General features: G+C 44.0%; 14 protein-coding genes and 1 pseudogene. 8 read left to right on the forward strand and 7 right to left on the reverse strand.

Translation table 11 applies throughout. The features are described from left to right. Window positions 1–161: pseudogene (locus ED605_RS15040) on the forward strand (IS30 family transposase); the annotation flags it as partial. 89 nt (window positions 162–250) lie between these two features. Here the strand turns inward: ED605_RS15040 and ED605_RS01055 are convergent. Continuing rightward, on the reverse strand, window positions 251–631 hold the full coding sequence (locus ED605_RS01055; RefSeq protein WP_121977090.1) for a glycine cleavage system H family protein: 381 nt from the start codon (window positions 629–631) through the stop codon (window positions 251–253). 87 nt (window positions 632–718) lie between these two features. Here ED605_RS01055 and lplA point away from each other — a divergent pair, with 87 nt between their 5' ends. Continuing rightward, entirely contained in the window at window positions 719–1,735 is a 1,017-nt protein-coding gene (lplA, locus tag ED605_RS01060; RefSeq protein WP_121977091.1) for a lipoate--protein ligase, read from the forward strand. 86 nt (window positions 1,736–1,821) lie between these two features. Here the strand turns inward: lplA and ED605_RS01065 are convergent, their stop codons facing one another. From ED605_RS01065 to ED605_RS01080, 4 genes are all read right to left on the reverse strand, one after another. After that, window positions 1,822–2,805 carry a bile acid:sodium symporter family protein gene (locus ED605_RS01065; RefSeq protein WP_191981324.1) on the reverse strand — a complete coding sequence of 328 codons (984 nt, stop codon included), beginning with the start codon at window positions 2,803–2,805 and terminating at the stop codon, window positions 1,822–1,824. 58 nt (window positions 2,806–2,863) lie between these two features. Next, window positions 2,864–4,609 carry a dihydroxy-acid dehydratase gene (ilvD, locus tag ED605_RS01070; RefSeq protein WP_121977093.1) on the reverse strand — a complete coding sequence of 582 codons (1,746 nt, stop codon included), beginning with the start codon at window positions 4,607–4,609 and terminating at the stop codon, window positions 2,864–2,866. 468 nt (window positions 4,610–5,077) lie between these two features. Beyond that, window positions 5,078–6,346: a threonine ammonia-lyase IlvA gene (gene ilvA, locus ED605_RS01075; protein ID WP_121977094.1), complete on the reverse strand. Its 1,269-nt coding sequence runs from the start codon at window positions 6,344–6,346 to the stop codon at window positions 5,078–5,080. Between the two features lie 93 nt (window positions 6,347–6,439). Continuing rightward, window positions 6,440–7,159: a hypothetical protein gene (locus ED605_RS01080; RefSeq protein WP_225419012.1), complete on the reverse strand. Its 720-nt coding sequence runs from the start codon at window positions 7,157–7,159 to the stop codon at window positions 6,440–6,442. A 1,015-nt stretch (window positions 7,160–8,174) separates the two neighbouring features. Here ED605_RS01080 and ilvB point away from each other — a divergent pair. The 6 genes from ilvB (at window position 8,175) to ED605_RS01115 (ending at window position 22,860) form a co-directional block, all read left to right on the forward strand. Continuing rightward, window positions 8,175–9,878, forward strand: coding sequence for a biosynthetic-type acetolactate synthase large subunit (ilvB, locus tag ED605_RS01085; protein WP_121977096.1), 1,704 nt, complete (start codon window positions 8,175–8,177; stop codon window positions 9,876–9,878). Between the two features lie 108 nt (window positions 9,879–9,986). Further along, entirely contained in the window at window positions 9,987–11,027 is a 1,041-nt protein-coding gene (gene ilvC, locus ED605_RS01090) for a ketol-acid reductoisomerase (protein WP_121977097.1), read from the forward strand. A 282-nt stretch (window positions 11,028–11,309) separates the two neighbouring features. Then, a complete protein-coding gene (locus ED605_RS01095) occupies window positions 11,310–12,092 on the forward strand; it encodes an ABC transporter ATP-binding protein (RefSeq protein WP_121977098.1) in 783 nt (260 codons plus the stop codon). 280 nt (window positions 12,093–12,372) lie between these two features. Then, window positions 12,373–20,208, forward strand: coding sequence for a DUF7601 domain-containing protein (locus ED605_RS01105; protein WP_162919724.1), 7,836 nt, complete (start codon window positions 12,373–12,375; stop codon window positions 20,206–20,208). Window positions 20,209–20,647: 439 nt separating this feature from the next. Then, complete coding sequence (locus tag ED605_RS01110) at window positions 20,648–21,661, forward strand: ketopantoate reductase family protein (protein WP_121977101.1); 1,014 nt, start codon at window positions 20,648–20,650, stop codon at window positions 21,659–21,661. Window positions 21,662–22,005: 344 nt separating this feature from the next. After that, complete coding sequence (locus ED605_RS01115; RefSeq protein WP_225419013.1) at window positions 22,006–22,860, forward strand: fructosamine kinase family protein; 855 nt, start codon at window positions 22,006–22,008, stop codon at window positions 22,858–22,860. 67 nt (window positions 22,861–22,927) lie between these two features. Here the strand turns inward: ED605_RS01115 and ED605_RS01120 are convergent, their stop codons facing one another. After that, complete coding sequence (locus tag ED605_RS01120; protein WP_121977103.1) at window positions 22,928–24,829, reverse strand: alpha/beta hydrolase; 1,902 nt, start codon at window positions 24,827–24,829, stop codon at window positions 22,928–22,930. Window positions 24,830–25,047: 218 nt separating this feature from the next. Beyond that, entirely contained in the window at window positions 25,048–25,251 is a 204-nt protein-coding gene (locus tag ED605_RS01125; protein ID WP_035178119.1) for a cold-shock protein, read from the reverse strand. Window positions 25,252–25,394: the final 143 nt, after the last annotated feature.

Raw genomic sequence — 25,394 nt, forward strand, 5'->3', positions numbered from 1 at the left:
GCCTTATCCGTGAGTACATTCCCAAAGGTAAATCACTTCACCACTACTCGAACACACAACTCCATCAGATTCAGTTTGCACTGAACCACCGACCACGTCGCATCTTAAACTACGCCACGCCTACCAATGTCTTTAGTTCATACGATACTTTATTTGATTAGTTAACTAGACCACTATGAAGTAGTGTCTTCCAAGTGTTGCACTTGATTTGACAATTCGGGTTTTTGAAAATTTTTCATCATGTTTAACTCTAAGAAGCTGGTTTGACCTTAACGATCCAATTAACTTGCGGATTCGGTTCATTTAGCGTCTCGACATTTTTACCAATATCGTGATTTTGAGCAATGACGGTGCCGGCAATTGGCGATTTTAAGGTTTCAACAGATTTGTCACCTTCAATGTCCAACAGGTCATCATCAACTTGGATTTCTTTAAGCTGGGTCGGAAAGTCCGCAAAAGTAATTTTCCCCATCAATTGATAAACCGATTTGTCAATTCCTAAGAGATAAGTTCCATCGCTTTGCTTTGCATACCAAATTCCGTCTTTTACCTGAGCATTTTCAACAGTTGACGCACTTTTTTTGCCGGCAAAAAATTGTTTAATGCGCGCCCACAATGACATCTTAGCCATAAAATGACACCGCCTTAATATGATTTAACTTTATTATAACGTATAATGGACAGTGTGTGGAACAAAGCGGTTAGGGGGAGGACGTTAATGTATCTGATTGATATTTCCAGAAATGGGCAGCCAAGCTACGATGCGAGGGTGAACCAGTCTCTGGATAATTATTTTGTCAATGATTTGAAGTTACCAGGTCATGGGTTGATGTTTTATATTAATCAACCGTCCGTGATCATTGGTCGGAATCAAAATGCCTGGGCAGAAGTCGATATTGATTATCTGCACGAGCATCAAATTGAAATGGTTCGGCGAACTTCCGGTGGCGGAGCTGTCTACCATGACATGGGCAACTTTATTTTTGAAAATATTTTGGTAGATGATGCGTCGCATTTTGGCGATTATGAGTATTTTGCCAACCCGGTTTTGAAGGCGCTTCAAAAGCTGGGATTGGATGTTCAAATGAAGCCTAATAGCAGTGATTTGATTTTGGAAGGGAAAAAGTGGTCCGGCATGACAATGTTCAAGAGCGGTCAGGGAATTGCGGCCGGCGGTACGATTATGTACGATTTAAATATTGAAAATGCTAAAAAAGTTTTAACCGAAAACCAGCTTGAAAAACAGAAACGATTAGGGGTCTTTTCTAAGCGCAGTCCGATTGTTAATTTGAAGGAGTATCTACCGGATGGCATGACCATGCCGGAATTTCGAGAATATTTATTAAAGGAACTCTTTAAAGTTAAATCACTCGATGCCATCGAAGTTTATCACATGACAGGTGATGATTGGCGTAAAGCAGATCAGCGGTTGGCTGAGACGTATGGGACTGATGCGTGGAACTTTGGGCATAATCCCGGTTATTATGATTATCAGGATCATGAATTTGAGGCGGGTAAACTAGGCATTAATTGGACGATTACAGATAATCAAATGGTTCACCTTAAATTCAACCCATTTTTTAAAGTTGACGGGAATTTGGACGAAGTGGCCAACTATTTAATCGGCAGAAAGGTTTCACCGCGAACCATTAAGAAAGCTGTTAAGAAGGGCAATTTACAAAATATTGATCCTCGGGAACTAACGGACTTTTTAACGCAAAGCTTTCAGGTATGATTAAACCCGTTAAATCAATCAAAAAGACCATTTCCAAAGTTAACGGAAATGGTCTTTTCTACTATTATATAGGTCCAGCTTAGTGACTAATTATTTGCGACGTTATTTGACGCTGCCGACTGAATCGATTCCTTGACCGATTCGGTTGTGTGTTGACGCCACCAAGAAGAAAGAACTGAGCCGGAAACGTTGTGCCAGATCGAGAAGATGGTTGATGGGATGGCAGCGGCCGGAACAAAGTATTTCATAGCTAGCGTTGCGCCAAGACTGGAATCTTGCATGCCAACCTCAAACGTAATTGCCTTTCGTTGGGGTTGACGAAGCCGGATTAAGTGGCCAAACAAGTAGCCAAGTGCGTAACCGCTCAAGTTGTGCAGCATGACGACTGGAATGACTAAAGCAGTTTGAGCAGTGAATAAGTCGTCGTGGTTAGCGGCAAAAACGGCACCGATGATGGCAAGAATTGCCAACTGTGAAATTAACGGTAGCACCAAGTTAACCTTGGCAGCCTGCTTACTGAAGAGGGTGTGAACAACCACCCCAAGAACCACCGGAATAACCACAATCTTCAGGGTACTAAGGAAGAGTTGAGTGGTTGGGATCGCAACGTAACGACCAGCGTAGAACTGGAGTAACAGTGGCAGCATGATTGGTGCCAATAGGGTTGACAGTGCTTCAATTGAAACATCCAAGGCAACATCCCCCTTTGCCAGATAAGCCATCACACTAGAGGATGTTCCACTTGGGCAGGAACCAACCAGGATGACACCAACGGCAGTGGCGCCGGTTAAGTGAAACAGCTGGCAGAGCAAAAACGCAATTAATGGCATGATGACGTAGTGGGCAACCGTCCCAAGCAGGACTGGTACGGGTCGCTTTAAGATTCGGGCGAAGTCGTCCTTACTTAAAGTTAATCCCATGCCGAACAGGATAATGCCTAATAGATAGGAAGTATTCGGTGCAATCCATAAACTGGCCTGTGGTAAGAAGTAATTAACAGCGGCCCATAAGATGACGAGTAAGGTGAACCACTTACTCATCCAATTACCGACTTTAGAAACAGTTCGCATAAGCATTCCTCCAATAAATTCAATTCCCTAAAATTTCTCTATTTTAAATTGATGATGACTAATTAAATAGTTCGTCGTAACCCCGCATGACACCACCCGTATTAGCGGAAGTCACCAATGCTTGGTAACGGGCTAAGTAACCTGAACGAACCTTTGGCTCAAATTTAGGCAGGTGTTTGCGGCGCTCAGCTAATTCTTCTTCTGAAACGTCTAATGAAATATCGTGATTCTTCAGGTCAATGGTGATGGTATCGCCGTTTTTGATCAGGGCGATATTGCCACCTTCAGCAGCTTCTGGTGAAATATGACCAACCGCAATCCCACGAGTAGCACCGGAGAAGCGGCCGTCAGTGATCAAGCCAACTTCGCGACCGAGTCCCCGACCAACAATACTGGAGGTGGGGTTTAACATTTCCGGCATGCCAGGGCCCCCTTTAGGACCTTCATAGCGAATGACAACAACGTGTCCCGGCTGAACTTCACCGGAATCAATTCCATGAACAGCTTCGTCGTGGGAGTCGTAGCAAATTGCTTTACCCACAAACTTACCTTGATCACGGATGTCTGGATCAACACCACCGACTTTGATGACCGCCCCGTCCTGGGCAAGGTTGCCATGAAGAACCGAAAGACCGCCGACATTGGAATAGGCGTTGTCGAGGGTTCGAATGACTTCAGGATTCTTGGTCTTGGCGCCGGCGACATTTTCACGCAATGTCTTGCCGGTAACGGTCATTCGATCTGGATGTAAGATGTCACCCTTTTCGATTAATTCGTTAAGAATGGCGGGGATCCCACCAGCTGCGTGAACATCCTGCATGGTCCAATGAGAAGATGGCGCAATTTTGGCTAAGTATGGCACCTTGCGACTGATTTTGTTAATGTCGTCAAGGTTGTAGTTAATGCCGGCTTCGTGGGCGATTGCCAAGCCATGCAAAATGGTGTTGGTTGAGCCACCCATTGCCATATCCAGCGCATAAGCATCGTCAAAAGCTTCCTTGGTCATTAAGTCTCGTGGTTTGATGTTGTTCTTGACCATGTACATGACTTGTTTAGCGGCGTTTCTAACCAATTCCTTTCGTTCTTCGGAATCAGCTAATGCAGTGCCGTTGTAAGGAAGGGCAACACCTAAAGCTTCCATCAGTGAATTCATTGAGTTGGCGGTAAACATCCCGGCACAGGACCCACAGCCTGGGCAGGCGTTTTTTTCGTATTCCAGTAAATGTTCTTTGGAAAGTTTGCCGCTCTTGAAAGCACCAACGGCTTCAAACATGGTGGAGAGCGTGGTGGCCCGGCCTTTAGGATCGACGCCGGCCCGCATTGGTCCACCGGAAACAAAGACTGATGGGACGTTGGTTCTGGCGGCGGCCATTAACATCCCGGGAGTAATTTTGTCACAGTTTGGCATGAATAAGACACCATCAAACCAGTGGGCGTTAATCACGGTTTCGGCTGAATCGGCAATGATTTCCCGACTTGGTAAGGAATACCGCATGCCAACGTGGCCCATGGCGATCCCGTCATCAACGCCAATGGTATTGAACTCGAATGGAATCCCACCGGCCTCACGAATGGCCCGTTTAGCAACGTCGGCTAAGGCTCGCAGATGAATGTGACCTGGCACAATTTCGATATACGAATTACAAATGGCGATAAACGGTTTTTTCATGTCACGTTCGTTCTTTACTCGGCCTGTTGCGTAAAGCAAACTTTTCGAGGGCGCTTCGTCAACACCAACTTTGATCTTGTCGGATCGTTTATTGATACCTTCTCCTTCTGCATTAAAATCAAGTGTATTTGCCATTAACTATCATCCTCTCTGATATGTAGTGGTGTGGTTGAGCACCAAAATTTGCTTCTTGACTGGTGGGGATAAAACAAAAAGCCAAGAGCTGTGTTGAACAGCTCTTGGCTTGAAATTCACCAATGCTGCCCGCCGGGTTAGACGGGCTCATTACAAATTAGCCCGTCTAGATAATAATAATCACGACGAGAACAATAATTTGTAATAATAATAAAGCATTGGTAGTTTTCATTGTTGGTATGTCCTTTCACTTGTCTAAGAATTGCATTAAGCTTATTATAATTTTCCTCACTTGTAAACAGCTAATGAAAAAAATGAGGGAATACCCTAACACTTATTCTCATTTTTATTTAATTGTCAAGCATCTTGCTTGGCAGATTAAATTCGAAAATTAAAGAGCACCGCGCCGACATTCAGTCGTAAAACGCGATGCTCACTATGAGAAACGTTCAAGTAATTATGAGAAATTTAAACCAACATCCGGTAAAGCGCTTGGTTTTCCTGGAGATTGATGTAGTGGGGGTCAAATTGTTGCAGACGGTTAAGCAATTGATCCAGATTGGCGACGTTACCGAGGCGAACACCGATCAGGCAGGGCCCCATAGTGCTGTTAACTTTCTTGGTGTACTCGAATTTGGTGATATCGTCGTCAGGATTTAGAACGTGATTGACAAATTCCCGAAGCGCGCCGGCTCGCTGGGCAAAATTGACGACGAAGTAGTGTTGCTGCTGATTATAGATCAATGACCGCTCTTCAATTTCCTGCATCCGGTTGATATCATTGTTACCGCCGGAAATGACGCAAACGACGGTCTTACCGACCACCCGATCTTTATTGGCTTCCAATGCGGCGACGCTTAAGGCACCAGCCGGTTCGGCCACGATGGCAGCTTTGCTGTAAAGATCTAAAATGGTGTTGCAGACCTGACCCTCTGGAACCTGGCATAAGCGATCAACGTTTGCTCGGCAGGTGGCGTAGGTTAATTCACCGACTTTCTTGACCGCGGCACCATCGACAAAGGTGTCCAAAGCCTTTAATTCAACCGGTTGGCCGGCGTCAAAGGCGGCTTTCATCGAGGCGGCCCCGCTGGGTTCAACACCGACGATAGTTGTTTTGGGACTTTTAGCTTTGGTGTATGTACTGATCCCACTTAGTAGGCCACCACCGCCAATCGCCACAAACAACTCGTCAACTTTTAGATGCTGTGCAGCGGCGTCATTAAAAATTTCAACGGCGATTGATCCTTGACCAGCCATGGTGTTTAAATTATCAAATGGCGCGATGAACGTTTGCCCATGATTCTGACAAAAGTCCAAAGCGGCCGTGGCTGATTCGTCAAAAGTGTCACCGGTCAGCTTGATGGTGGCGTGATCACCGCCAAAGTACTTCACTTGGTTCACCTTTTGAGCCGGGGTCGTGGTTGGCATGAAGATGGTTGCCGGAATTTTCATCCGGTTGCAGGTCCAAGCGACTCCTTGGGCATGATTACCAGCACTGGCACAAACGACGCCGGCTTGCCTGGTGCTTGCTGGGGTTTGGGAGATTGCGTAATAAGCGCCGCGGAGTTTGAAAGAGCGTACCAGTTGTTGGTCCTCACGTTTTAAGTACACGTTGGCATGATAACGCTCGGATAAGTAGCGATTATATTCTAAAGCGGTATGCGCTACAATCGGCTTTAACACCGCATAGGCTTTGGTCACATCTGTTTCGGTTAGTTTGGGAGTTCTTGTTTGCATTAAATCATCACTTTCCTTTCTTGAAATAAAAACGCCGGGACCACTGCTGATTTGACAGTGGTCCCGGCGATAGTCGTCTTGAAACGACTTATCTTAATTTCCCATGTACAACCGTAACACAACGGACGGCCCGGCTTTTTGGACCCATTGTTGTGTGGCCTTCTTGGGATGATAAGTGTCCAAAACAAATGCAGGGTTAACCTGTTGCGCACTGCCAAATGTCATCTTTGGGTTATCGATCGCCAAACCAATTTCTTGGTTTGGCGTCATAATGGCCCCGATGATTGAAAGGTCCTTTGCAGTGACGTTGCTGATGGAAACTTTAGCGATCCCCTGATCATGGGCAATCTTAATTCGATCGGTGAGGCCGGCAAGACCGTATGCTGAAAAACCGCCAAGATTCACAATGGCGTTGGTATGGGTGTCGGCCAGTTCGGCCTTCATAGTCTGAATTTTAACTTTGAAGTCTTTATCGGAAAGTAGATTTGGCTGGTAATTAGCAGTCTTACTCTGGTAATCGCTGATCAGAATGGTATCCGCACCACAACGGACCAGTTCATCTGCAGTCGTTGCCCAGTTGGTAAGATTGTCGCCACCAAAAGAAGTGTCAGCCAATAGGCGAGCACGGGTCGCGTTTCTCATACAACGCAAGTATTGTGCGTAATCTGCCAAATCTAACACTCGATCAGCCTCTTCACCCATTAATTGGTTTGCCACCGAATCCTTATCGATGTAAAGTTCGTTAAATCCTTGTGATTCGAAGTATTTCAGCATTGGCGCATTAGCTGCAGCTGGGATTATGCTAGTCGTCATGGTCATCATTCCTTTCTGAATGTCAAATCTAAAATCAAATTAAAGCAAAAAAGTCAAAATAAAAACGCTCTTTGAAAGTTTTTCAAAGGGCGTCTTTAACGCGGTACCACCTTTGTTCGCGACTGAAGAACGGTCGCCTCAAATCGTGTTGAAACACGGCTGGATATTGGGCAGTGCCAGAGACGATTTTTATAACGGAACTACCTTCACTGATTGATTGCTACCCTGTTCCAGCAGCCCAGGGCTCTCTTGCTAACAGTCGGTCAGTTACTCTTTCCTGAATCGATTTCTCATTTTTTAACTTGTCGCTAACTATACCACAGGTTGTGAAAATTGCAACAAAAATCTTACAAATTTTTTTTAGTCCCCGATTTAAAATTGAAGTGCAACACTTGATAACTAGACCAATTAGACTAGCTTAAAAGGCCATGAAGACCTATTCTTATTATTAACGACAAAATCAACAGATAAGGATAGGTGTCTTCATGACCCTGAATCACCGTCCCCGCCGCTGTTTAAGCTATAGTTGTCCAGCAGATGTTATGCCACAACTGGTTTAACTTCCTAGACCAATTATAAGAATAGGCCGTTAGTGTTGCACTTAACTTGACAATCGAGGAATTTTTTTTAGTGAAGCAACTTGATTGAATTTCTTCATATAAGGCGAAAAAAGCGGTCTGGCAGGCATCAAGAAACTTCAAAAAATGACTTGACTTGTTAAAAAAAGCTAGTATTGTCAATAGGCAAGTGATATTTTGCTAAGTCCTCACATGGCAGTTGGCGAAAAATCATTTAAAAAAATTTTTTTGAGCGGTCAAATCGGCCATCTGTCAGCGCTTCCACGCAAAAATGGTGAGATTGAGATTAAAATAAATCTAATTTACGGGTTGACAAGTTCAAAAAAGTTGTGTTAAATTTCAACCATCACGAAATGGTTATTCGCAGATTAAGTTAAAACGGGCCTAACGTGATGTTGTTAGATACATAATGTGTTTTGAAAGGATGTGAATCAGAGATGCTTGCTGAAGAATCAAAACCGGCAACCGGAACTGAAACCGGGGCCGAAATCCTGGTTGATGCATTAGCGGAACAGGATGTTGATTTCTTATTTGGATATCCGGGTGGTGCCGTATTACCGTTATATGACGCGCTTTATACCAAATCATTTGGGAATGTCTTAACCCGTCATGAGCAAGGGGCCGTGCACGCTGCTGAAGGGTATGCCAAAACGACCGGTAAAACGGGCGTTGTTTGTGTGACAAGTGGTCCGGGGGCGGGCAATGTCGTCACTGGCATTGCGGATGCCCAGATGGATTCGGTACCGTTGGTTGTGTTTACGGGTCAGGTAACCCGTTCTGCAATTGGCACTAATGCATTTCAAGAATTGGACATTGTCAGTGTGACCAAGCCAATCACCAAAGCTAATTTCCAAGTTTCAGACGTCAACCAGTTACATAATACCGTCACTAAAGCCTTTGAGATCGCCCAAAGTGGTCGCAAGGGACCGGTTTTGGTTGATCTCCCCAAGGATGTCACATCACAGATGGCCGCCTTTGACCCTCAAGTCACCTCAACGAAATCGGCGGCGCCAGCCAAGTTGGGCAAGACCCAACAGGCAACGTTGGCTGCAGCCCTTGAAGCATTGAGTTATGCGGCTAAACCGGTTGTTGTCGTCGGCGCTGGGGTTGCTGCGGCGCAGGCAACGACTGAGTTCAATCAGTTCGTTCATGATTGGAATCTGCCGGTAGTTGCCACGTTACTTGGGTTAGGAACACTTCCAAGCGACGATCCGCTGTTCTTGGGCATGGGTGGCATGCACGGTAGTTATGCGGCTAACATGGCTTTGGCAGAAAGTGACTTTTTGTTGAACATCGGCTCGCGTTTCGACGATCGGATGGTGCCTAAAGCGGCCAACTTCGCCGATCGTAAGACGATTGTGCATATCGATATTGACACCCATGAATTGAACAAGATTTTGAAGGCCGATTACTCAGTGGAAGCCGATGCCAAAGCGGCTCTTCAGGAAATGAACGCCAGTCAGGCGACTAAGCCACAAACGCCGGCTTGGAATCAGTTATCAGTTGAACGAAAGGCTGAGCACCCTGAGGATACTGAACCGGCACGGGGCCAATTTAACCCTCATGAAGTGATCAGTGCCGTGGGTAAAACCACGAACGGTGACGCGATTGTGGTCACGGATGTTGGCCAACACCAGATGTGGGCGGCCCAATCGTATCCGTTCAAGCATCCCCGCCAGTTAGTGACTTCCGGGGGGTTGGGTACCATGGGATATGGATTACCCGCCGCAATCGGTGCCAAACTGGGCAACCCAGATCGGGACGTTGTATTGTTCGTCGGGGATGGTGGTTTTCAAATGACCAGTGAAGAACTGGAAGTGCTGGCCGCAGAGGGCTTAAATGTCAAGATTTTCCTTTTGAATAATCATGCATTAGGAATGATTAGACAATGGCAGGATGCCTTCTATTCAAATCACCGGTCACAATCACTGTTTAACCATCAACCGGATTTCAAAAAATTAGCCGATGCCTACGACATTAACTATCGGCAATTGGATTCGGCCAAACCGTTGGAACAACAATTAAATGCGATCTTTGATGATCCCAAGTCAACCTTGGTTGAGGTTCAGGTACCGGTTGACGAACAGGTTTATCCAATGGTGGCACCTGGCCACAAGAACAGTGATATGCTGGGCTTTTAAAGAAAATTACTTTGAGGAGGTGAGGCACTTCATTACTAATTTGGCTTTAAGTTCCTACGACAGTTGTTTTTAGAAAAATACTTAAGTGTAAAAAATGGAGGAATCAGTATGAGTGTAGAAATGTTATATGACAAGGATGTTACCACCAATTATCTTCAAGGAAAGAAAATCGCCTTTATCGGTTACGGCTCACAAGGCCATGCTCAAGCCAACAACTTACGTGATTCGGGTTACGATGTTATCGTAGGTGTTCGGCCAGGACAATCATTTGAAAATGCCAAGATCGACGGCTTTGATGTTTATACACCAGCCGAAGCAGCTCGTCGGGCAGATTGGATTCAAATGTTAACTCCGGATGAAGTTATGAGTGATGTTTACAAGAAGGAAATTGAACCAAACCTTGAAGAAGGCAATGTATTAGGCTTCTCACACGGGTTTAACATCCACTATAAGGAAATCGTGCCACCAAAGAACGTTGATGTTGTGATGATGGCCCCTAAAGGTCCAGGTAATCTTTGCCGTCGTACATACGTTGAAGGTTCCGGTGTTCCGGCATTATACGGCTATTACCAAGATTACTCCGGTCATGCCGAAGATTTATCCAAAGAGTTTGCCAAAGGAAACGGGGCAGCTCGTGCCGGCTTACTGAAGACAACCTTCAAAGAGGAAACTGAAGAAGATTTATTTGGTGAACAAAACGTCTTGATGGGCGGGGTAACTGCACTGATCGAAACTGGTTATGAAGTTTTAACTGAGGCAGGTTACTCACCACAGTTAGCTTACTTCGAAGTTGATCACGAAATGAAATTAATCTGTGACCTAATCTACGAAGGCGGCTTTAACAAGATGTACGCTGACTGCTCAAACACGTCTGAATATGGTTCATACGTTGTTGGCCCAAAGGTTGTTGGTAAAGAATCCAAGCAGGCAATGAAGGATTCTCTCAAGCGGATCCAAGACGGTTCATTTGCTAAAGAATTCATGGATGATTACCGTAACGGCTTTAAGAAACTTTACAAGATGCGTGAACGTTCAGCTAACTCACTGCTTTCACGAGTTGGTGCCGATCTTCGTGACCACATGTCATTTGTTGGTGAAGCTGACAAGTACAGCACCCCAACGGAAAAGGAAGCGGACGCGGAAAAGTAGTAGTGAGCGGATTCAAGCGGTTAATCTACGAAGGCTAAGGCGTCAAGAGGTGAAAAGCCTGACTTTGGCTTTTTGCCTCTTGATCCCTTAGACGTAGTAGATTGCTTGAAGGAGATGTCCTACTAACAAGCGGTTAGATTCCAAGATTATTTTCTAACATGTTGATTAAATTGTGAGCTTTCCCCCTCACAACTAACTAGGCAATTAAACGAAAGGACTGAATGAAAACCCACTCCGGTTTATTCAGTCCTTTTGAATACATATACAATCAAGGAGGCAATTATGGAACGAATTTTGAGATTTGATGACGTCTCGGTGACTCGCGGCAAGAAAAAAATTCTGCACCATATTAATTGGCAGGTAAATCAAAATGAAAACTGGGCCATTTTAGGCTTGAACGGGGCGGGTAAAACGACCATGTTGAAAATGATTCATGGTGATCTATGGCCAACAACTGGTCAATTGGAAGTTTTGGGTGGCGTTTTTGGCCACACCAATATTCCCGAACTAAAAACTAAGATTGGTTGGGTCAGTAATGCGCTTCAAGACCAGCTGCATACCGGTGATCCGGTTGACTTGATTGTGCTTTCCGGAAAATTCGCCAGTATTGGGATTTATCAGGAATTTTCACAGTCTGAATTAGATGAAGCCCGTCAAATCTTAATCGATATGGGTGGCCAAAAACTCTTGGGTAAAAAGTATGCGGTACTGTCGCAGGGAGAACGCCAACTGGTGTTAATTGCCCGGGCAATGATGGCACATCCCAAATTACTGATTTTGGATGAACCTTGTAACGGTTTGGATTTATTTGCCAGGGAAGAATTGTTGAGCCGAGTTGCCAGGATTGCGGAAATGCCCAATCGGCCAGCTTTATTGCTGGTGTCCCACTACACGGAGGAACTATTGCCATGTTTTAATCACGTTTTATTGCTGCGTTCGGGTCAAGTGATTAAGAAGGGCGCCCGTAAGCAAGTCTTAACGGCAGATAGTTTATCTGACTTCTATGAAAAGCCAATTCAAACGGTCACCATTGATGGTAATCGATTGGCTGTTTATCCTAAATAATGACTGAATTTGTAGGGTAACTGTCTGCTTATGAATCCCATTTTAGCAAAATCTAAAAAATCTCGTATGATCAACATGTTAAGACGTTGACGATACGAGATTTTTTTAATCTATTTATGGCTTTTAGACAAAATAAATTATTTTGACTAAATTTAATGGCCAAAATGGCATAGTTTCTTCATGAATTATTCTAAGAATGGTTAAATTTTCCTGTTAAGCTAATAAGCGTAAATTAAAAATGTCTAATTGTAACCATTAGCAACCCATGGGGAGGATAACCATGAAGTTCTTAAGTAAAAAATTGATTATTCAAATAGTAGGTGTGTTGACACTGCTTTTTGGTAATTTTTTGACGGCTGGACAGGCTTTGGCAGAAGCTGCCAAACCTGGCGATGTTTCTGTAAGTCAAGCAGCCTTAGTCAATGAACGAGAGCAGTTGATCAATCAGACAAAAGTTGGTGAAAAAGCGAAGCTGAGCTTTAATTTAACGGTGGGCAGCCGTTCTAAGAATGGGAAGGTGAGGTTTAATTATGATGATCAGTTGTTAAAGATCAAACCAAGAAGATATCGGTACGCAAATGGTGCGACTCGGGTAGTGATCACAATTGGCGCCGATGAGTCCGAAATTCGTTGGCGCGGCGCCGATGGTCGGGTGACAGTGCCAGTGAGTTTACCGACTACGTTTCGACGACCAGCTGATCAACTGGCGCTAAAATTGACGATTGCTGGGCAAAAAATTCAATTGCCAGCGATTAGCGTCTTGAAAAAATCAGCTGATTTAAAACAAGAAAAAGCGGCGACTGCTGGTGACTTGAAATCGGCGAATCAATTTGAAACAATGCAGCAGCAAGAGCAAGCAGAAGCTGCTCAGAAGGCGAGTCAGCAGCAACAGCAACAAGCTTATTTAGAGAAGAAACAGGCAGCCGATCAAAAAAAGGCGGCTGAAAAACAACAGCAAGCAATTGCTGAAAGCAAGAAGCAACAGCGTTCTGCAGACAATCAACAATCGGTAAAGACACCTAAAGCGACGGCCGATTCTGTCAAAAGTCAGAGTAGCAGTTCGGAATCAACACTTAAAGAAAGCGTTACTGACAGTCGGAAAGCTATCGAAAAAACGGCTGAAGCTGATGATGAGGGCGAGCCGCCAGCGGGACCAACTGCTGGCGTCCAGGAATCTTCAAAAAGCCAATCAGCGGTAAAACGGGTCTTTACTCGAAGCGACGAATCAGAAGGCACACGATCTATCAACGAATTGGTTAAAAATTATTTCTTTGATAAAATCAGCTACACCATTCATCAAGATGGTAATTCATCAACGCATGACTTGCCGACAGGTGAAAATTCAGGCAACGTTCAGATCCCTGAAACGATCCGGGGAAGTGACAGCGTTGATTTACATTGGGAATGGAGTACGGGCAACATTGAAGACAAAAATGCTTTCCCGGCTGATCAACGAATTCAAGATGGTGACTATTACGAGTTTGACTTGAAAGGGTTCAAATACGACTATGGTCAAAATGAGCGGATTAAACAGCCAATTGTTGCGAGTCAGAATAATCGACGGGTCGGATATTTTATTATGACGCCGACGGATGACCCAGGCGTTCAAAAGATCCGGATTGTCTTTACACCGGGCGAATTGGCTAATACCGATGTCAGATACAGTACTAATCTCTCGACAACTTTTGATGAAAGTAAGGAAGAAATTCACTTTGGTCAGGTGGCTGAAGATGGTGGCGGCGTGCAGGTAGCTAAGGCGTCGATCGATATTCGAAAGGATGGTAATTGGAATACTCAAATTGTTGACGGGAAAGAGTACAATGACTATTCAAAGGTAAAATGGACGTCTGTTTTTAACGTTAAGAGATCTGAAGGCCAAGATCAAAGAGGAGCCTCAAAAGTCGTCCTGCTTGATCAGTTTGAGCAGCGCGGGGGCTACGACAATAGTGGTAAATTTGAATATGAAATTGAAGGAATTAAGGATGGTAAGAAGGTCTCCAGCCAGGCTAAACCTGTAGTGGAGCGGGATGGCACCTCTAAAACAGCCCGATTTACGTTTAATGCGGCCGATATTTTTGAGGACCCTGAAGTAGTGATTACCAAAATCACGTTAACGCATACCGCTTCGATTTGGAATTTAAACAATGACCTTTATGAAAATCAAATTCGGGTAGAATCCTGTCAAATTGGCAACGATAAGGTGCAGACGGATTGGGCTGAAGCCAGTGTTAAGAACACGAAAGACCATCTTCAAAAAACGATGGATATTTTACCTGGCGGCATTGTCCAAGCAAAAGTGCGGTTCGCAGTGGACGCCGACGACGATATTGCCAAGCTCACTTTAACAGATAAGGTGCTATCTCAAAAATTTAAATATGATGAAGCATCATTTAAGCTATTTGCCTTAAACGCAAGTGGGCGGTATGAGCAGGTTAATTTAGACGAGTTGAGTAACTGGAGAATTGCTGATGATGGCCATTCTTTTGAAATTAAATTTAAAGAAGAAGTCAAACCTAAAACAGGTCGTCAGGTTTACCGGCTGGAGTATCAATTAAAACCAGACGGTGCGACGAACGAAGATTACAATCCACTGACAAATCAGGTCAGATGGAAGGATAAAGAGTACGCTGAAAAAAAGACGTATAAAACGGCTAATGAAAAAACAGCAACCGGTAAGTGGGTCAGTGGCACTTTCGATGACGACACTGACTGGGATAAGATGACGACCAGTTGGCGAATTGGTGTCAATTTATTGGACCGTGACATTAATTTTCCGGTTGAGATTGTCGATTTTGATGCGGCTAATGCTAATACCGCTAATTACTTGAAGTATCAACAATTCTTCGATAACTTTAAGCAGGCCGATGCCGATAGATTGAAGGATTATCTTGACTTTCAGTACCTGCCAACCGGGTCTGGGACTCATAGATCAATTGCCTATTACTATGATGCTGAATCAGGTAAGTACTATTGGGGTAACCAGGATGATCAATCAAAACGGGAAGCCTTTGAGATTAGTTACAATGAAGGTAAGATGACCATTCAGGTTAAGAGTAATCCAAATACGGCAGGTGAGGGTGAACGGGCCAGCCGAAAATTTTATGTCAAGCTGAGCCAAGTACCAATCGACACCGAGAAGCTGCATCAAGCCCTGGAATCGGACAAAGCACCTGAAAGGTTGTCCAATAGCGCCTCGGTTAAATTTGATGGCGAGAAAAAACAATATTATTCAGCAAGTGTGCCAATTCCAGAACTTATCGCCGAAAACATTTCCAAACGGGGTCAGTTGGACGAGAACTTTCAAGATCCGGACCACCGTTATATCAATTGGGAAGTCGCGATTAATTATCAAAATTATTTGATTCCTGAAGTCCTCAAGGGAGGCATTCATATTCACGACATTTTTGGACCAGATAAAATGATTAATAAGTCAGGCACTAGCAGTACTTCTGCCAATTTACAAGATCTGTCTGGGTTCAAAGAGAGCTTAAAAGTTTCAGTAGCCAATCTTTCCGGTGATGGTAGTGAATTAGTGGGTGACCGCCAGCAACTTTCACCGGCTGATTATAAAATTGAGGATCTAAAGATCGATACCAAGCCGGGTGACTCACTAACCGATTTAACGTGTCGATTCATTTTAACGGAATCCGGGAAAAAGATAGTCGAAGACACCGGTAAGCACGTTTTCGTTTTTGAGTATCAAACTAAAGCTAATCTCAATAAGCAATCTGATGAACTCAGTCATCTTGGTAAATGGGTTTTCCACAACCAGGTTAAAATGACCAAGGGCGAAGGCGCAGAAGCAAAATCACTGGAGACCAAAGCTGAAGTCGGTTATGCCGACAATGGGTATTTACTGCACAAATATGGTAAGTTGGAGAAAATAACACCGAACAATCAGGAATTATCTGGGATTAAATGGACAAATTTAATTAACGGGGAAGGTAAAACGATTTCCGGTGATCACATTAAAATTGTCGACCAGCTGAAAAGTGTCAATCACGCTCATTTGAACACGGATGACCCAGCGTACCAGCCGAAGCTGTACTATGCTAAACGAACCTTGGATAAAGAGAGTCAGACGGTTTACTATGAACCGGATATGGATCGGGAATTCCCTGCGGATAAGTATAACATTAGTTACAGCGATGATTTATTAACGATGACAATCGATTTCAAAGATGATGACGGTAAATTCAAAATCGATGCGCCACTCATGTTGGTTTATCATACGGTCATTAATGACGGTAGTGCAGGTAGTGAATATGGGAATACCATTACCTTGCATGTCGGTGAGAAAAAATTTACCGATGGGAGTGTGATTGGTTCCAATATTGAAAGTGGCGCCTCATTTAAACAGTTTGGTGTTAATATCAAGAAAACGAATCGAAACGGCGTGCCGCTGCCAGGCGTGATCTTCAACTTGGAAACAACGACCAAGCAGGATCCAAATGACTGGCAAACGGTGAAGGGCACTGACGGGCAAGCCATTACCGCAACAACCAACGAAGACGGCGTCGCCTCGTTTGCAGGACTAGGGACTAAGGACGTGTATCGAGTGGTCGAGGCTAAAGGAAACGATGATCATTACTTTACGAACTTTATTTCGGAAACGATCACCTTTGAAAAGGCCGAAGATTATTTGTATCACGTCCAGGCTAAAAATCCGTATAAGGGCGATTTGGAAATTCACAAACAAGTTAATTCAACGGATCCGAGCCATGCCAATGATCCCTTTGAGTTTCACTTACGGGCTCGTGACAATGATGGAAATTATCCGAAGCCCAATCCACTGGGCCCTAGTGGAACAGATGGTCAACTGCCGGATTTTGGTTATGAAATTTATGAGGGCGACCAACAGGTGACTAGTGGGACCGTGACCTTTGGTGATGAGAGCAATACGCTGGCAAAATTACCAGCCATTAAAGACAATCAGCACATCGTTATCAAAGGGTTACCTCAAAACCTGCTTTACCAAGTTGAGGAAATCAATAGTACCACATTTAAAACCAGTCACGAAACAAATAATCTAACAGCCAAAATAAATCAAGAAAATCAAACGGGCAAACGGACGGATTTACTTCAACTGCAACAAGGGAAGGGGACTAATCCAGGCATTATCACGTTTACCAACCGCTTTGATACGGAAGAAAAACCGGCTGAGTTTAAATTCACCAAACGTTTGAAAGATCCAAGCACCGAAAGTGATCGTCAAAAGCCGTTTGAGTTTAAGCTGGCTCTCTATAGCTCGACAAATGAGCTGATGGATTATGATGGGAGAATTAAAGGTGTCAAAGTAACGGCTGATGGGACGACGAGGACGGATGTTTGGTTTGACTTTAAAGATGGGCAGGCCACTCACTGGGCAACTTCCAGTGATGGAGCAGCCGATCAAAAGATCACACTGGCGGATGGAGAGTCCTACGAGAAAATCATGCTGCCAAACGAAAGCCGATTGAAATTGTTTGAAAAAACTGACGATCAGTATTCCTTGGTCAGCTACCAATTGGATGATGGCAATCAAGTTAAACCAGCTGATCAGGAAGGCGACTTCCATGCGGTGGGACCAATTGAAGCCACTCACCAGTCTGTTACGGTCATTAATGAACAACGTGAGAATCAACTGGCTTTCAGTAAGTCAGTGATGGGACAATTGGGTGACCTTAAGGCGTTTAACTTTGAAATCGAAGCTGCTAACGAAAAGACGTTGGCGGCCATCAAAGAAAAGACCTTTGCGGTTTCGATTGTGAATGCCACGACCGGTCGGCCAATCAATACTGGAAAGGTGACTTTTGATAAAAACGGTCAAGCTTCCCGGATTAAACTAGGTGAGCTTAATGAAGAACCGTTAACTTTACAGGATGGTCAAAAGTTGATTTTATCCGGCTTACCGACTGATGCAACCCATTTTAAAGTAACTGAGAAAATCAATGCATCTGATCCGCAACTAAATTTTGAGACCACTTATTCAGTAGCCGGTGGGGAAGTTCAATCCGGAAGGGTAGCGGGAATTGAATTGAATACCGGAAAGGTACCGAATTTAATTGCCTTTACCAATACCATTGAAGATTATGTACCATTAATTGTTAAGAAAACGGTTAGTGGGGGCGCACCAAAAGATCAAAAATTTGAATTTGACATGACGATTGCGCCAAGTGAACGGCTAAAAGCGTCAAAAGTTGAATTTAATGGCCAATTAATGACGGCCGATCAGCAGGTAACTAAGGTGAAGTTAATCTTCAATCGTCAAAAGGATGGGTCATATCGATTAGACGATCAAAAAATTCGATTATCGGCTGATGAATGGTTAATGGTCTATGTTCCAACAGGCACCAAGGTGACAATTAGTGAACGGGTCCCAGATGATTATCGGGTTTCTCACCGTTATGATGGCCAAACTAAAGACGGATCGACGGCCGTTTTGACAATTCGCAAACAAGCGTGTTATCACGAACTGATTTTCAATAATCATTTACCGACCACTTCGTTGAAATTAACGAAGCAGTTAAGGGATGTAACACCGTCAGGCAAACTTTTAACGGCCGCAGACTTTGACCTCGAGTTTGAATTTGATTTGGAAGTGACCGATAACCGTGACAATCACTTGACTGGTCAGTTTGAAATCCGACACTATGATGCCAATAACCAGTTGAAAACCGGGGAAATCTCTTTCAAAGATGGCCAATTAGTTAATGTTAAACTAGGCGAATTGACAACTAACAAATTGATCTTGAAGGGGGCTGAACACGTCGTTATCCTTGGGTTGCCAGACAAAGCAACCGTTACGGCAACTGAAAAAGCTCGGCAGGATTTCAGTGCCAGTTACCAAGTTAGTGGCAAGGAGGAACGACCGGGTAACGTCGCAACTAGTCAACTTCATGAAACCAACTCGGTGACTAACGAGTTGCGGTTTATCAACACTAAATTGGCAACCAATTTAAAACTTAGCAAGCAGGTTGTCGATAAGGCGGGTAAACCGGTAACTCATCAGCAAACCTTTGCCTTTCAGATTTCGGCGGATCCTGCGCTGAACCAATCATATCGGGCAATTAAACAAACCGCTGATGGCCAACAGCACCTGGTAACGGTCGACTTTGAAAATGGCCAGTCAATCGTTCATTTGAAGAGTCAAGAGTCGCTAACAATGATTGGCCTGTCGAGTCAATCTCGTTATCAAATCAGTGAAGAACTGGTGACTGGTTTTAGACCGTCTTATCGATTGGATGAAACAGCCGATGAGATAGCAGGCCTGGCAACACCGAAATTCCAGTTAACAACCAATCAACAGCGCGTTGTTCGGTTCACAAACCAACTGGATGAAGTACCGGCAACTGGTTCGCTAGTAGTGCACAAGTTCGTTAACCAATTAGGCGATCGAAGTCGTTCGTTTAACTTTGAACTGCAACTCACGGATGGCTTGGGACAGCCAATTAATCAGAACTTGTCTGCAGTCAAATGGCAGGCAGGTAAACGCCAACCGATTAATTTACAGTTTGCGAACGGGAGCACGAACTTTGAACTGGCACACGGTGACTCAATCAGATTAAATCTGCCACTGGGAAGCATTTACCGGATCAAGGAACAGTTAGCCGGTCTTGAAGATTATACTGTTACTGCAACGCGTAATGGGAAGCAAGCCGATACCGAAATTGTCACAGGTCAGATTGATTCGGATGGTGAACAGGTAGCCTACCACAACGATCGTCAAATTGCATTGGCAGATCAAGCAATCTCCCCTGAAGAAGGTGTTGAAAGTACCTTGAAGCCTGATACAGGAAGCTTGGTGACCCCTGATAAATCAGTCGGTGGCACCGCTGCAACCGGAACGGACTCACAGTATGCCCCGACAGGCCAGACACATTTCCAACGTTATCCAATCGTTGATTATCCACTCACTTCAACACCAGTTTCAGCTGGCGGGGCATCGGGATTACCAGCATCGATGCCTGGAAGCTTGCCATCTAATGGCTATACACCTAAAGGCATGCTGCCACAAACCGATGAGAAAACTGATTGGTGGTTGACGATGATTGGCCTTGGCTTATTACTGATCCTAATGGGTGGTGGCTACTATTGTTATCGTCAGCGAAAATCTAAAAGAACCGACAGATCATGAGAATGACTGTTAAAAAATAAGTTTATGGTGGGCCAAAATCAGTTAAAAATTAGAAATTGTCTGAAGCAAATGGCCAAGATGGACTATTTAAGCAAAAAATGTCTTGACAATTTCTAAGTTATTCCTCATAATCGACTTATCAATTTGAAAGAAGCCATTCATTTAACCAATTACCAGAAAAGTCATTCGGCGGCTGAAAGATGACATTGGTGAGATAAGTGGTGACTTTCATGCTTAATGAATAAATCGGTGAGCTGAGGAGTTAGCCGGTTTCGGACTTGTCCGTTAACGCAGGTGAACGAGTGGATGCCAAACAGGGTATCTAAAAAAGGTGGTACCGCGGCGAACGTCGTCCTTTTGTCTAAATGACAGAGGGGCGGCGTTTTTGGTAGTTTGCTTGTTTAGGGATGATAAATGACTGGAAAGGAAGTTTGTGATAATGAAATATACAGTAGTTGGTGCAGGCGCAATGGGATTACGGTATGGGGTCCTACTTCAGGATGCCGGCTTTGACGTTGACTTTGTGGACACTTGGGAGGATCAGGTTGAAACCATTCGCAACCAAAAAGGGGTTTATGTTTCAAGAGATGGTCAGAATAAGCACCTGGTTCCGGTCAACATTTATTATCCGGAAGATTATCACGGCAATCCGGATGTCTTAATTTTCTTTACCAAGCAATATCAGCTGGCCGATTTTCTGAAACGTAGCGCCCATTTCTTTAATGAAAAACAGTATGCAGTGACATGTATGAATGGAATGGGGCATATTGAAAAGTTAAATCAATACTTCCCTAAGGAACGGGTATTGGGCGGTACAGCCTTAATTGGGACCGTTTTGAATCAGGCCGGTGACGTTGATTTCATCGGAGCCAAAGGTGCCGGGTCAATGAACATTGCCAACGAAACCGAAGCACCTGATCAAATGACCCACCAGATTGTCGATGAATTTACTCAAGCCGGTTTAAATCCTAATTTGACCACCAACTTTTTGGGAACTTTAATGGCTAAAGTAATCTTTAATTCCGTCGTAAATACGCTTTGCACGATGTTTAAAATTCGGATGGGCGAATATATCCAATCTCCAGTTGCTAAAAAGCTTGGTGTTCAGTTAATTAACGAAGCCTTTGACGTTTGTGAACGGGCAGGCGTTACGTTACTCAACACTCGTCAGGAAGAATGGGAAACCGTTTCATACGTTAGTCGAATTTCTAATCCGTTGCATTTTCCCTCTATGTACCAGGATATTTCCAAAAATCGTCAGACAGAGGTCGACTATATCAACGGCTATATCTATGAATTGGGCTTGAAATATCATTACGAGGCTAAGACCCACGACTTTTTAAGAAATTTGGTTCATTTAGCTGAATTTTCGGGGACGTTTGATGTGGATGGCTATATCCAATCCGTATTGGAAAAGGACAAGAAACAGGCAGAAGTGTCAAAGGAAGATTAATTTTTTGAAATTGGATTACCGCTGGGCGACGCTCGCTAGGACAGTTTCACCCAGCAGATTTCTACATGTAAGGGATCAGGTGAGTAAATCCAAAAGCGGGATTTTCCCACCTGCCGCCTTACACTCGAAATCTACCCGCTGGGTTACACTCACTTGTTTTAGGACAGTTTCACCCAGCAGTACCATTCCATATAAGGGATAGATTGAAAAAATCCAGGTTCAGGATTTTCCCAATCGACGCCTTATATTCCAGGTACTAATCGCTGAGCGACACTCACTTTGACAAGGTCCAACCGCTCGTTTTAGGATGAATGTATAGTGATCTTGTCAAAGGGGGCTGTTCTTTGTTAGATAAAGCACTTTTAACTACTTTACCGATTGAGTCGGTTGAAACGGCTCAACCGGTTGGTGGTGGGGATGTCAATCAGGCATACAAACTCACCACTCAAGATAAAAATGATTATTTCTTATTAATGCATCCCAGCGAGACAGCCGATTTCTACAAGCAGGAAATCGTCGGTTTAAATTTGTTGGGGCAAACGGCTGAGGTTCCCAAGGTGTTAGCTAATGGGACTTGGGGACCGGATGCTTATTTATTGTTGAGCTACATTGAGTCACAGCCGTTTGGTGATCAATATGCACTCGGTCGGGTTGTTGCCAAGATTCACCGGCGAACCAGCCTTAACGGCAAGTTTGGTTTCAATGTGAATGATCCGGAAGGTAAGTCCGACCAGGGTGGTACTTGGTATCCGGATTGGGCATCTTTCTTTATTAATGAACGACTGGAATATCGAAAAAAGATCATTCTGAAGCGTCATTTATGGACTGGCTCAATGGACGCCATGTATCAGAAGGCAGTTAACCGATTCAAAAAGCTGATGCAGACTCATCACAGCGATCCCTCACTGCTTCACGGTGATTTCTGGTCCGGAAACTTCATGTTTGATACTTCCGGCAATCCGGTGATTATTGATCCGGCTGTTTTTTATGGTGATCGCGAATTTGACCTTGGCGTCAGTCAGGTATTTGCCGGTTTTGATCCCGAATTCTATCAGGGTTACCAAGATGAATATCCACTGGCAGCAGGATATGAAAAACGCTTACCATTCTATCAACTCTATTACCTGATGCTTCATCTCGGCAAGTTCGGGATTGGTTACCAGGGGAGTGTGGTTCGCCTGCTGAGAGAATTACAATAGGCAAAGTGATTAAAAAAAGTCTCCAATTTTTATTTTGGAGGCTTTTTTTAATATTCATTCGATTAAGTTAAGCAGCAATGGTTTGCTGATCACTAACCGTTACTTGGTTTGAAGAAGTACCGGATTGATGATTGTCCACAGCATTCAAGAAGGCTTGAATATGTTGCTTATAAGCTAAAACAGCATTATTGGCAGACGCGTGGCCGCCAACGTGACCATCGAGAATCCATAATTGTTTATCTGTAGAAGCACTTGCGGCATAGAGTGCTTTGGTTTCGGAATCCGGGATGAAGGAATCATCTTCGGTAGCGATAAACAACGTGGGTAACGTTGAATTTTTAACCGCTGTTAAACCTGATGCATCGTCTAAATTAAACCCTTGGAAAAAATGATTGATGTTGTTTAAATTATTCAAAAATTGATCGTAAGGAATTAATGGAATTGACCCGTTTAAGTGCCAACCGACTTTTGACGTGACACTGTCCAGCTTGTTAGCCACTCCTGTGTATAGGGAGTAAAGCAATGACGGAATCGTTGAGTAACCGCAATCGGCAATCACGGCTTTAACGGAAGATGGCAGGTTCTTTTGAGCAGCTGTTTCCAAGGCATCATCCGCCCCGAGTGACTGGCCATAAAGAATGACTTCACTATTGGTACCGTTTATTTGGTTAACCTTATTAATCCAGTTAATCCAATCGGCTTTATCTTTGTAACCAAAGGTCATGAGCTCACCGCCACTACTATTTTGACCACGAGTATAAGGCATGAGGACGTTATAGCCCAAGTCATAGAAAATCTTTGCAATGTAGCCCATCCACTCCGGCTCAGTGGTCCATCCCTGGCCGTAAATGATCGTTTTAGTGGATCCGGGATGAGCAATGTAGGTTGCCGAAGCCGTTCCGGTACCGTCCGCAAATGGCACCGTTAACGTTTGTTTGGTCACTCGATTGTCATACCAGTCTTTGGCGTCAGTATAAAATTGTTTTGTGTAGGTTGGATCGTATTTTTCGTCGATATCTTCCCAAGTATGATCAATATCATAGCGGGTTGGCGATAACAATGTTCGGAATTGGGAAACTAAATGCGATCCTTGTCGAGACGTGATAAATGGATAGATTAAAGCAGCTGCTCCAGCACTAGTTAAATTTGTCAGCCAGTTAAGCAGCGGATTACGACTGGATTGCTTAATTGCCGGATCCGTTGAGCTACTGGTTCCTGAAACGGTGATTTGATCAGGATCGGTGTGAGTTGTAGTTGCCTGTGTAGTGTCGGTATTGGGACTTACCGCCTGGGTTACCTTAATCTCGGCACTTGAAGGTGTTACAGAATTGGTTGTGTTCGTAACAGTTACCGATTGAGCGGGTTGCGAGGACGATGAAGCGGTTGGCTGAGAATCAGACGACTCAGTAACTGATGGGGAAGTATTTTCGATAACACTTGAACTTGAATCCAAACCGGCTTGATCTGAACTTGATTCAGAGTTTGAATTAGCGTCATCTGAATTAGCTGAACTGTTAACTGGTTGGACAGTGTTTTCATCGTTACTGGAAGTACTGACTGTTTCATTAGTCGAAACGGTTTTTTCAGTTGGCGCAGGTGTTGTGGCACTGGCTGATTCATGCTCTGCCGAAGACGCAGTGGTAGTTGCTGATTGTTGACTCGAAGTGTTTTCAGTAGTGCTGCTTGGGTCTGTGGACGATGAGCTAGTAGTGACAACTGGTTGATTATTTGCGCCAGTCGTTACTTGATTGTTGGCAGACTCACTGGTAGAAGCCGAATTACTTGATGTCCCCGTCGTTGCAGCACTTGATGAGGTGGTTGGAGCTTGAGCGGTTGACGCACTTTGGGCCGCTGACGGATCAGCGGCATATGTAGGATTGGTTAAAATTAAGATGCCAGTTAGTAGGCCTAATAAGCAGAACATAACCGGCCAAGATGATGTTAACCCCCGTGAATAATTTCTTTGCATAACTATAAAACCCCTTTATTAATATCAAAAATAGTATACCGCATTTTGAGTTAGCTGAACAAGGTTAATTATTTCCGGGGTATATAGTCTACTACTGCGACTATTGGAAAAAAGCTAAAAGCCAATCTATGCTTCTAATTATTCGGATCAAAAGTATTTAAGGCACAAAAAAAGCTGGCGATCACTCGCCAGCTTTTAAAAATGTTAGTTTTTTTAAATTAGTCGTCAACTACAGTTACGTTTGCAGCTTGTGGGCCACGGTCGCTGTCTTCAACGTCAAGGGTTACATGTTGGCCTTCGTCTAATGACTTGAAGCCGTCTTTGTTGATAGCTGAGAAGTGAACAAATACGTCACCATCGTCAGTAGTAATGAAGCCATAACCTTTGTCAGCGTTGAACCATTTAACAGTACCTTGTTTCATAATATATGAAACCTCCTTGCGCTTTTGGCGCGATATAAATTTTAATGCATCTAGTTGAACTGATTCCAAGGAAGTTATTTCATAAAACTATAAAACAAGTACCTTTGAAAATCGACTCCTGAAACACATTGACTATAATATAC

Source organism: Lentilactobacillus raoultii, assembly GCF_900411375.1.
GTDB lineage: Bacteria > Bacillota > Bacilli > Lactobacillales > Lactobacillaceae > Lentilactobacillus > Lentilactobacillus raoultii.

Excerpts from the sequence above, each read along its gene's own strand:
- ED605_RS01055 (WP_121977090.1), bottom strand. The coding sequence starts at position 631 with ATGGCTAAGATGTCATTGTGGGCGCGCATTAAACAATTTTTTGCCGGC.
- lplA (WP_121977091.1), top strand. The coding sequence starts at position 719 with ATGTATCTGATTGATATTTCCAGAAATGGGCAGCCAAGCTACGATGCG.
- ED605_RS01065 (WP_191981324.1), bottom strand. The coding sequence starts at position 2,805 with ATGCGAACTGTTTCTAAAGTCGGTAATTGGATGAGTAAGTGGTTCACC.
- ilvD (WP_121977093.1), bottom strand. The coding sequence starts at position 4,609 with ATGGCAAATACACTTGATTTTAATGCAGAAGGAGAAGGTATCAATAAA.
- ilvA (WP_121977094.1), bottom strand. The coding sequence starts at position 6,346 with ATGCAAACAAGAACTCCCAAACTAACCGAAACAGATGTGACCAAAGCC.
- ED605_RS01080 (WP_225419012.1), bottom strand. The coding sequence starts at position 7,159 with ATGACGACTAGCATAATCCCAGCTGCAGCTAATGCGCCAATGCTGAAA.
- ilvB (WP_121977096.1), top strand. The coding sequence starts at position 8,175 with ATGCTTGCTGAAGAATCAAAACCGGCAACCGGAACTGAAACCGGGGCC.
- ilvC (WP_121977097.1), top strand. The coding sequence starts at position 9,987 with ATGAGTGTAGAAATGTTATATGACAAGGATGTTACCACCAATTATCTT.
- ED605_RS01095 (WP_121977098.1), top strand. The coding sequence starts at position 11,310 with ATGGAACGAATTTTGAGATTTGATGACGTCTCGGTGACTCGCGGCAAG.
- ED605_RS01105 (WP_162919724.1), top strand. The coding sequence starts at position 12,373 with ATGAAGTTCTTAAGTAAAAAATTGATTATTCAAATAGTAGGTGTGTTG.
- ED605_RS01110 (WP_121977101.1), top strand. The coding sequence starts at position 20,648 with ATGAAATATACAGTAGTTGGTGCAGGCGCAATGGGATTACGGTATGGG.
- ED605_RS01120 (WP_121977103.1), bottom strand. The coding sequence starts at position 24,829 with ATGCAAAGAAATTATTCACGGGGGTTAACATCATCTTGGCCGGTTATG.
- ED605_RS01125 (WP_035178119.1), bottom strand. The coding sequence starts at position 25,251 with ATGAAACAAGGTACTGTTAAATGGTTCAACGCTGACAAAGGTTATGGC.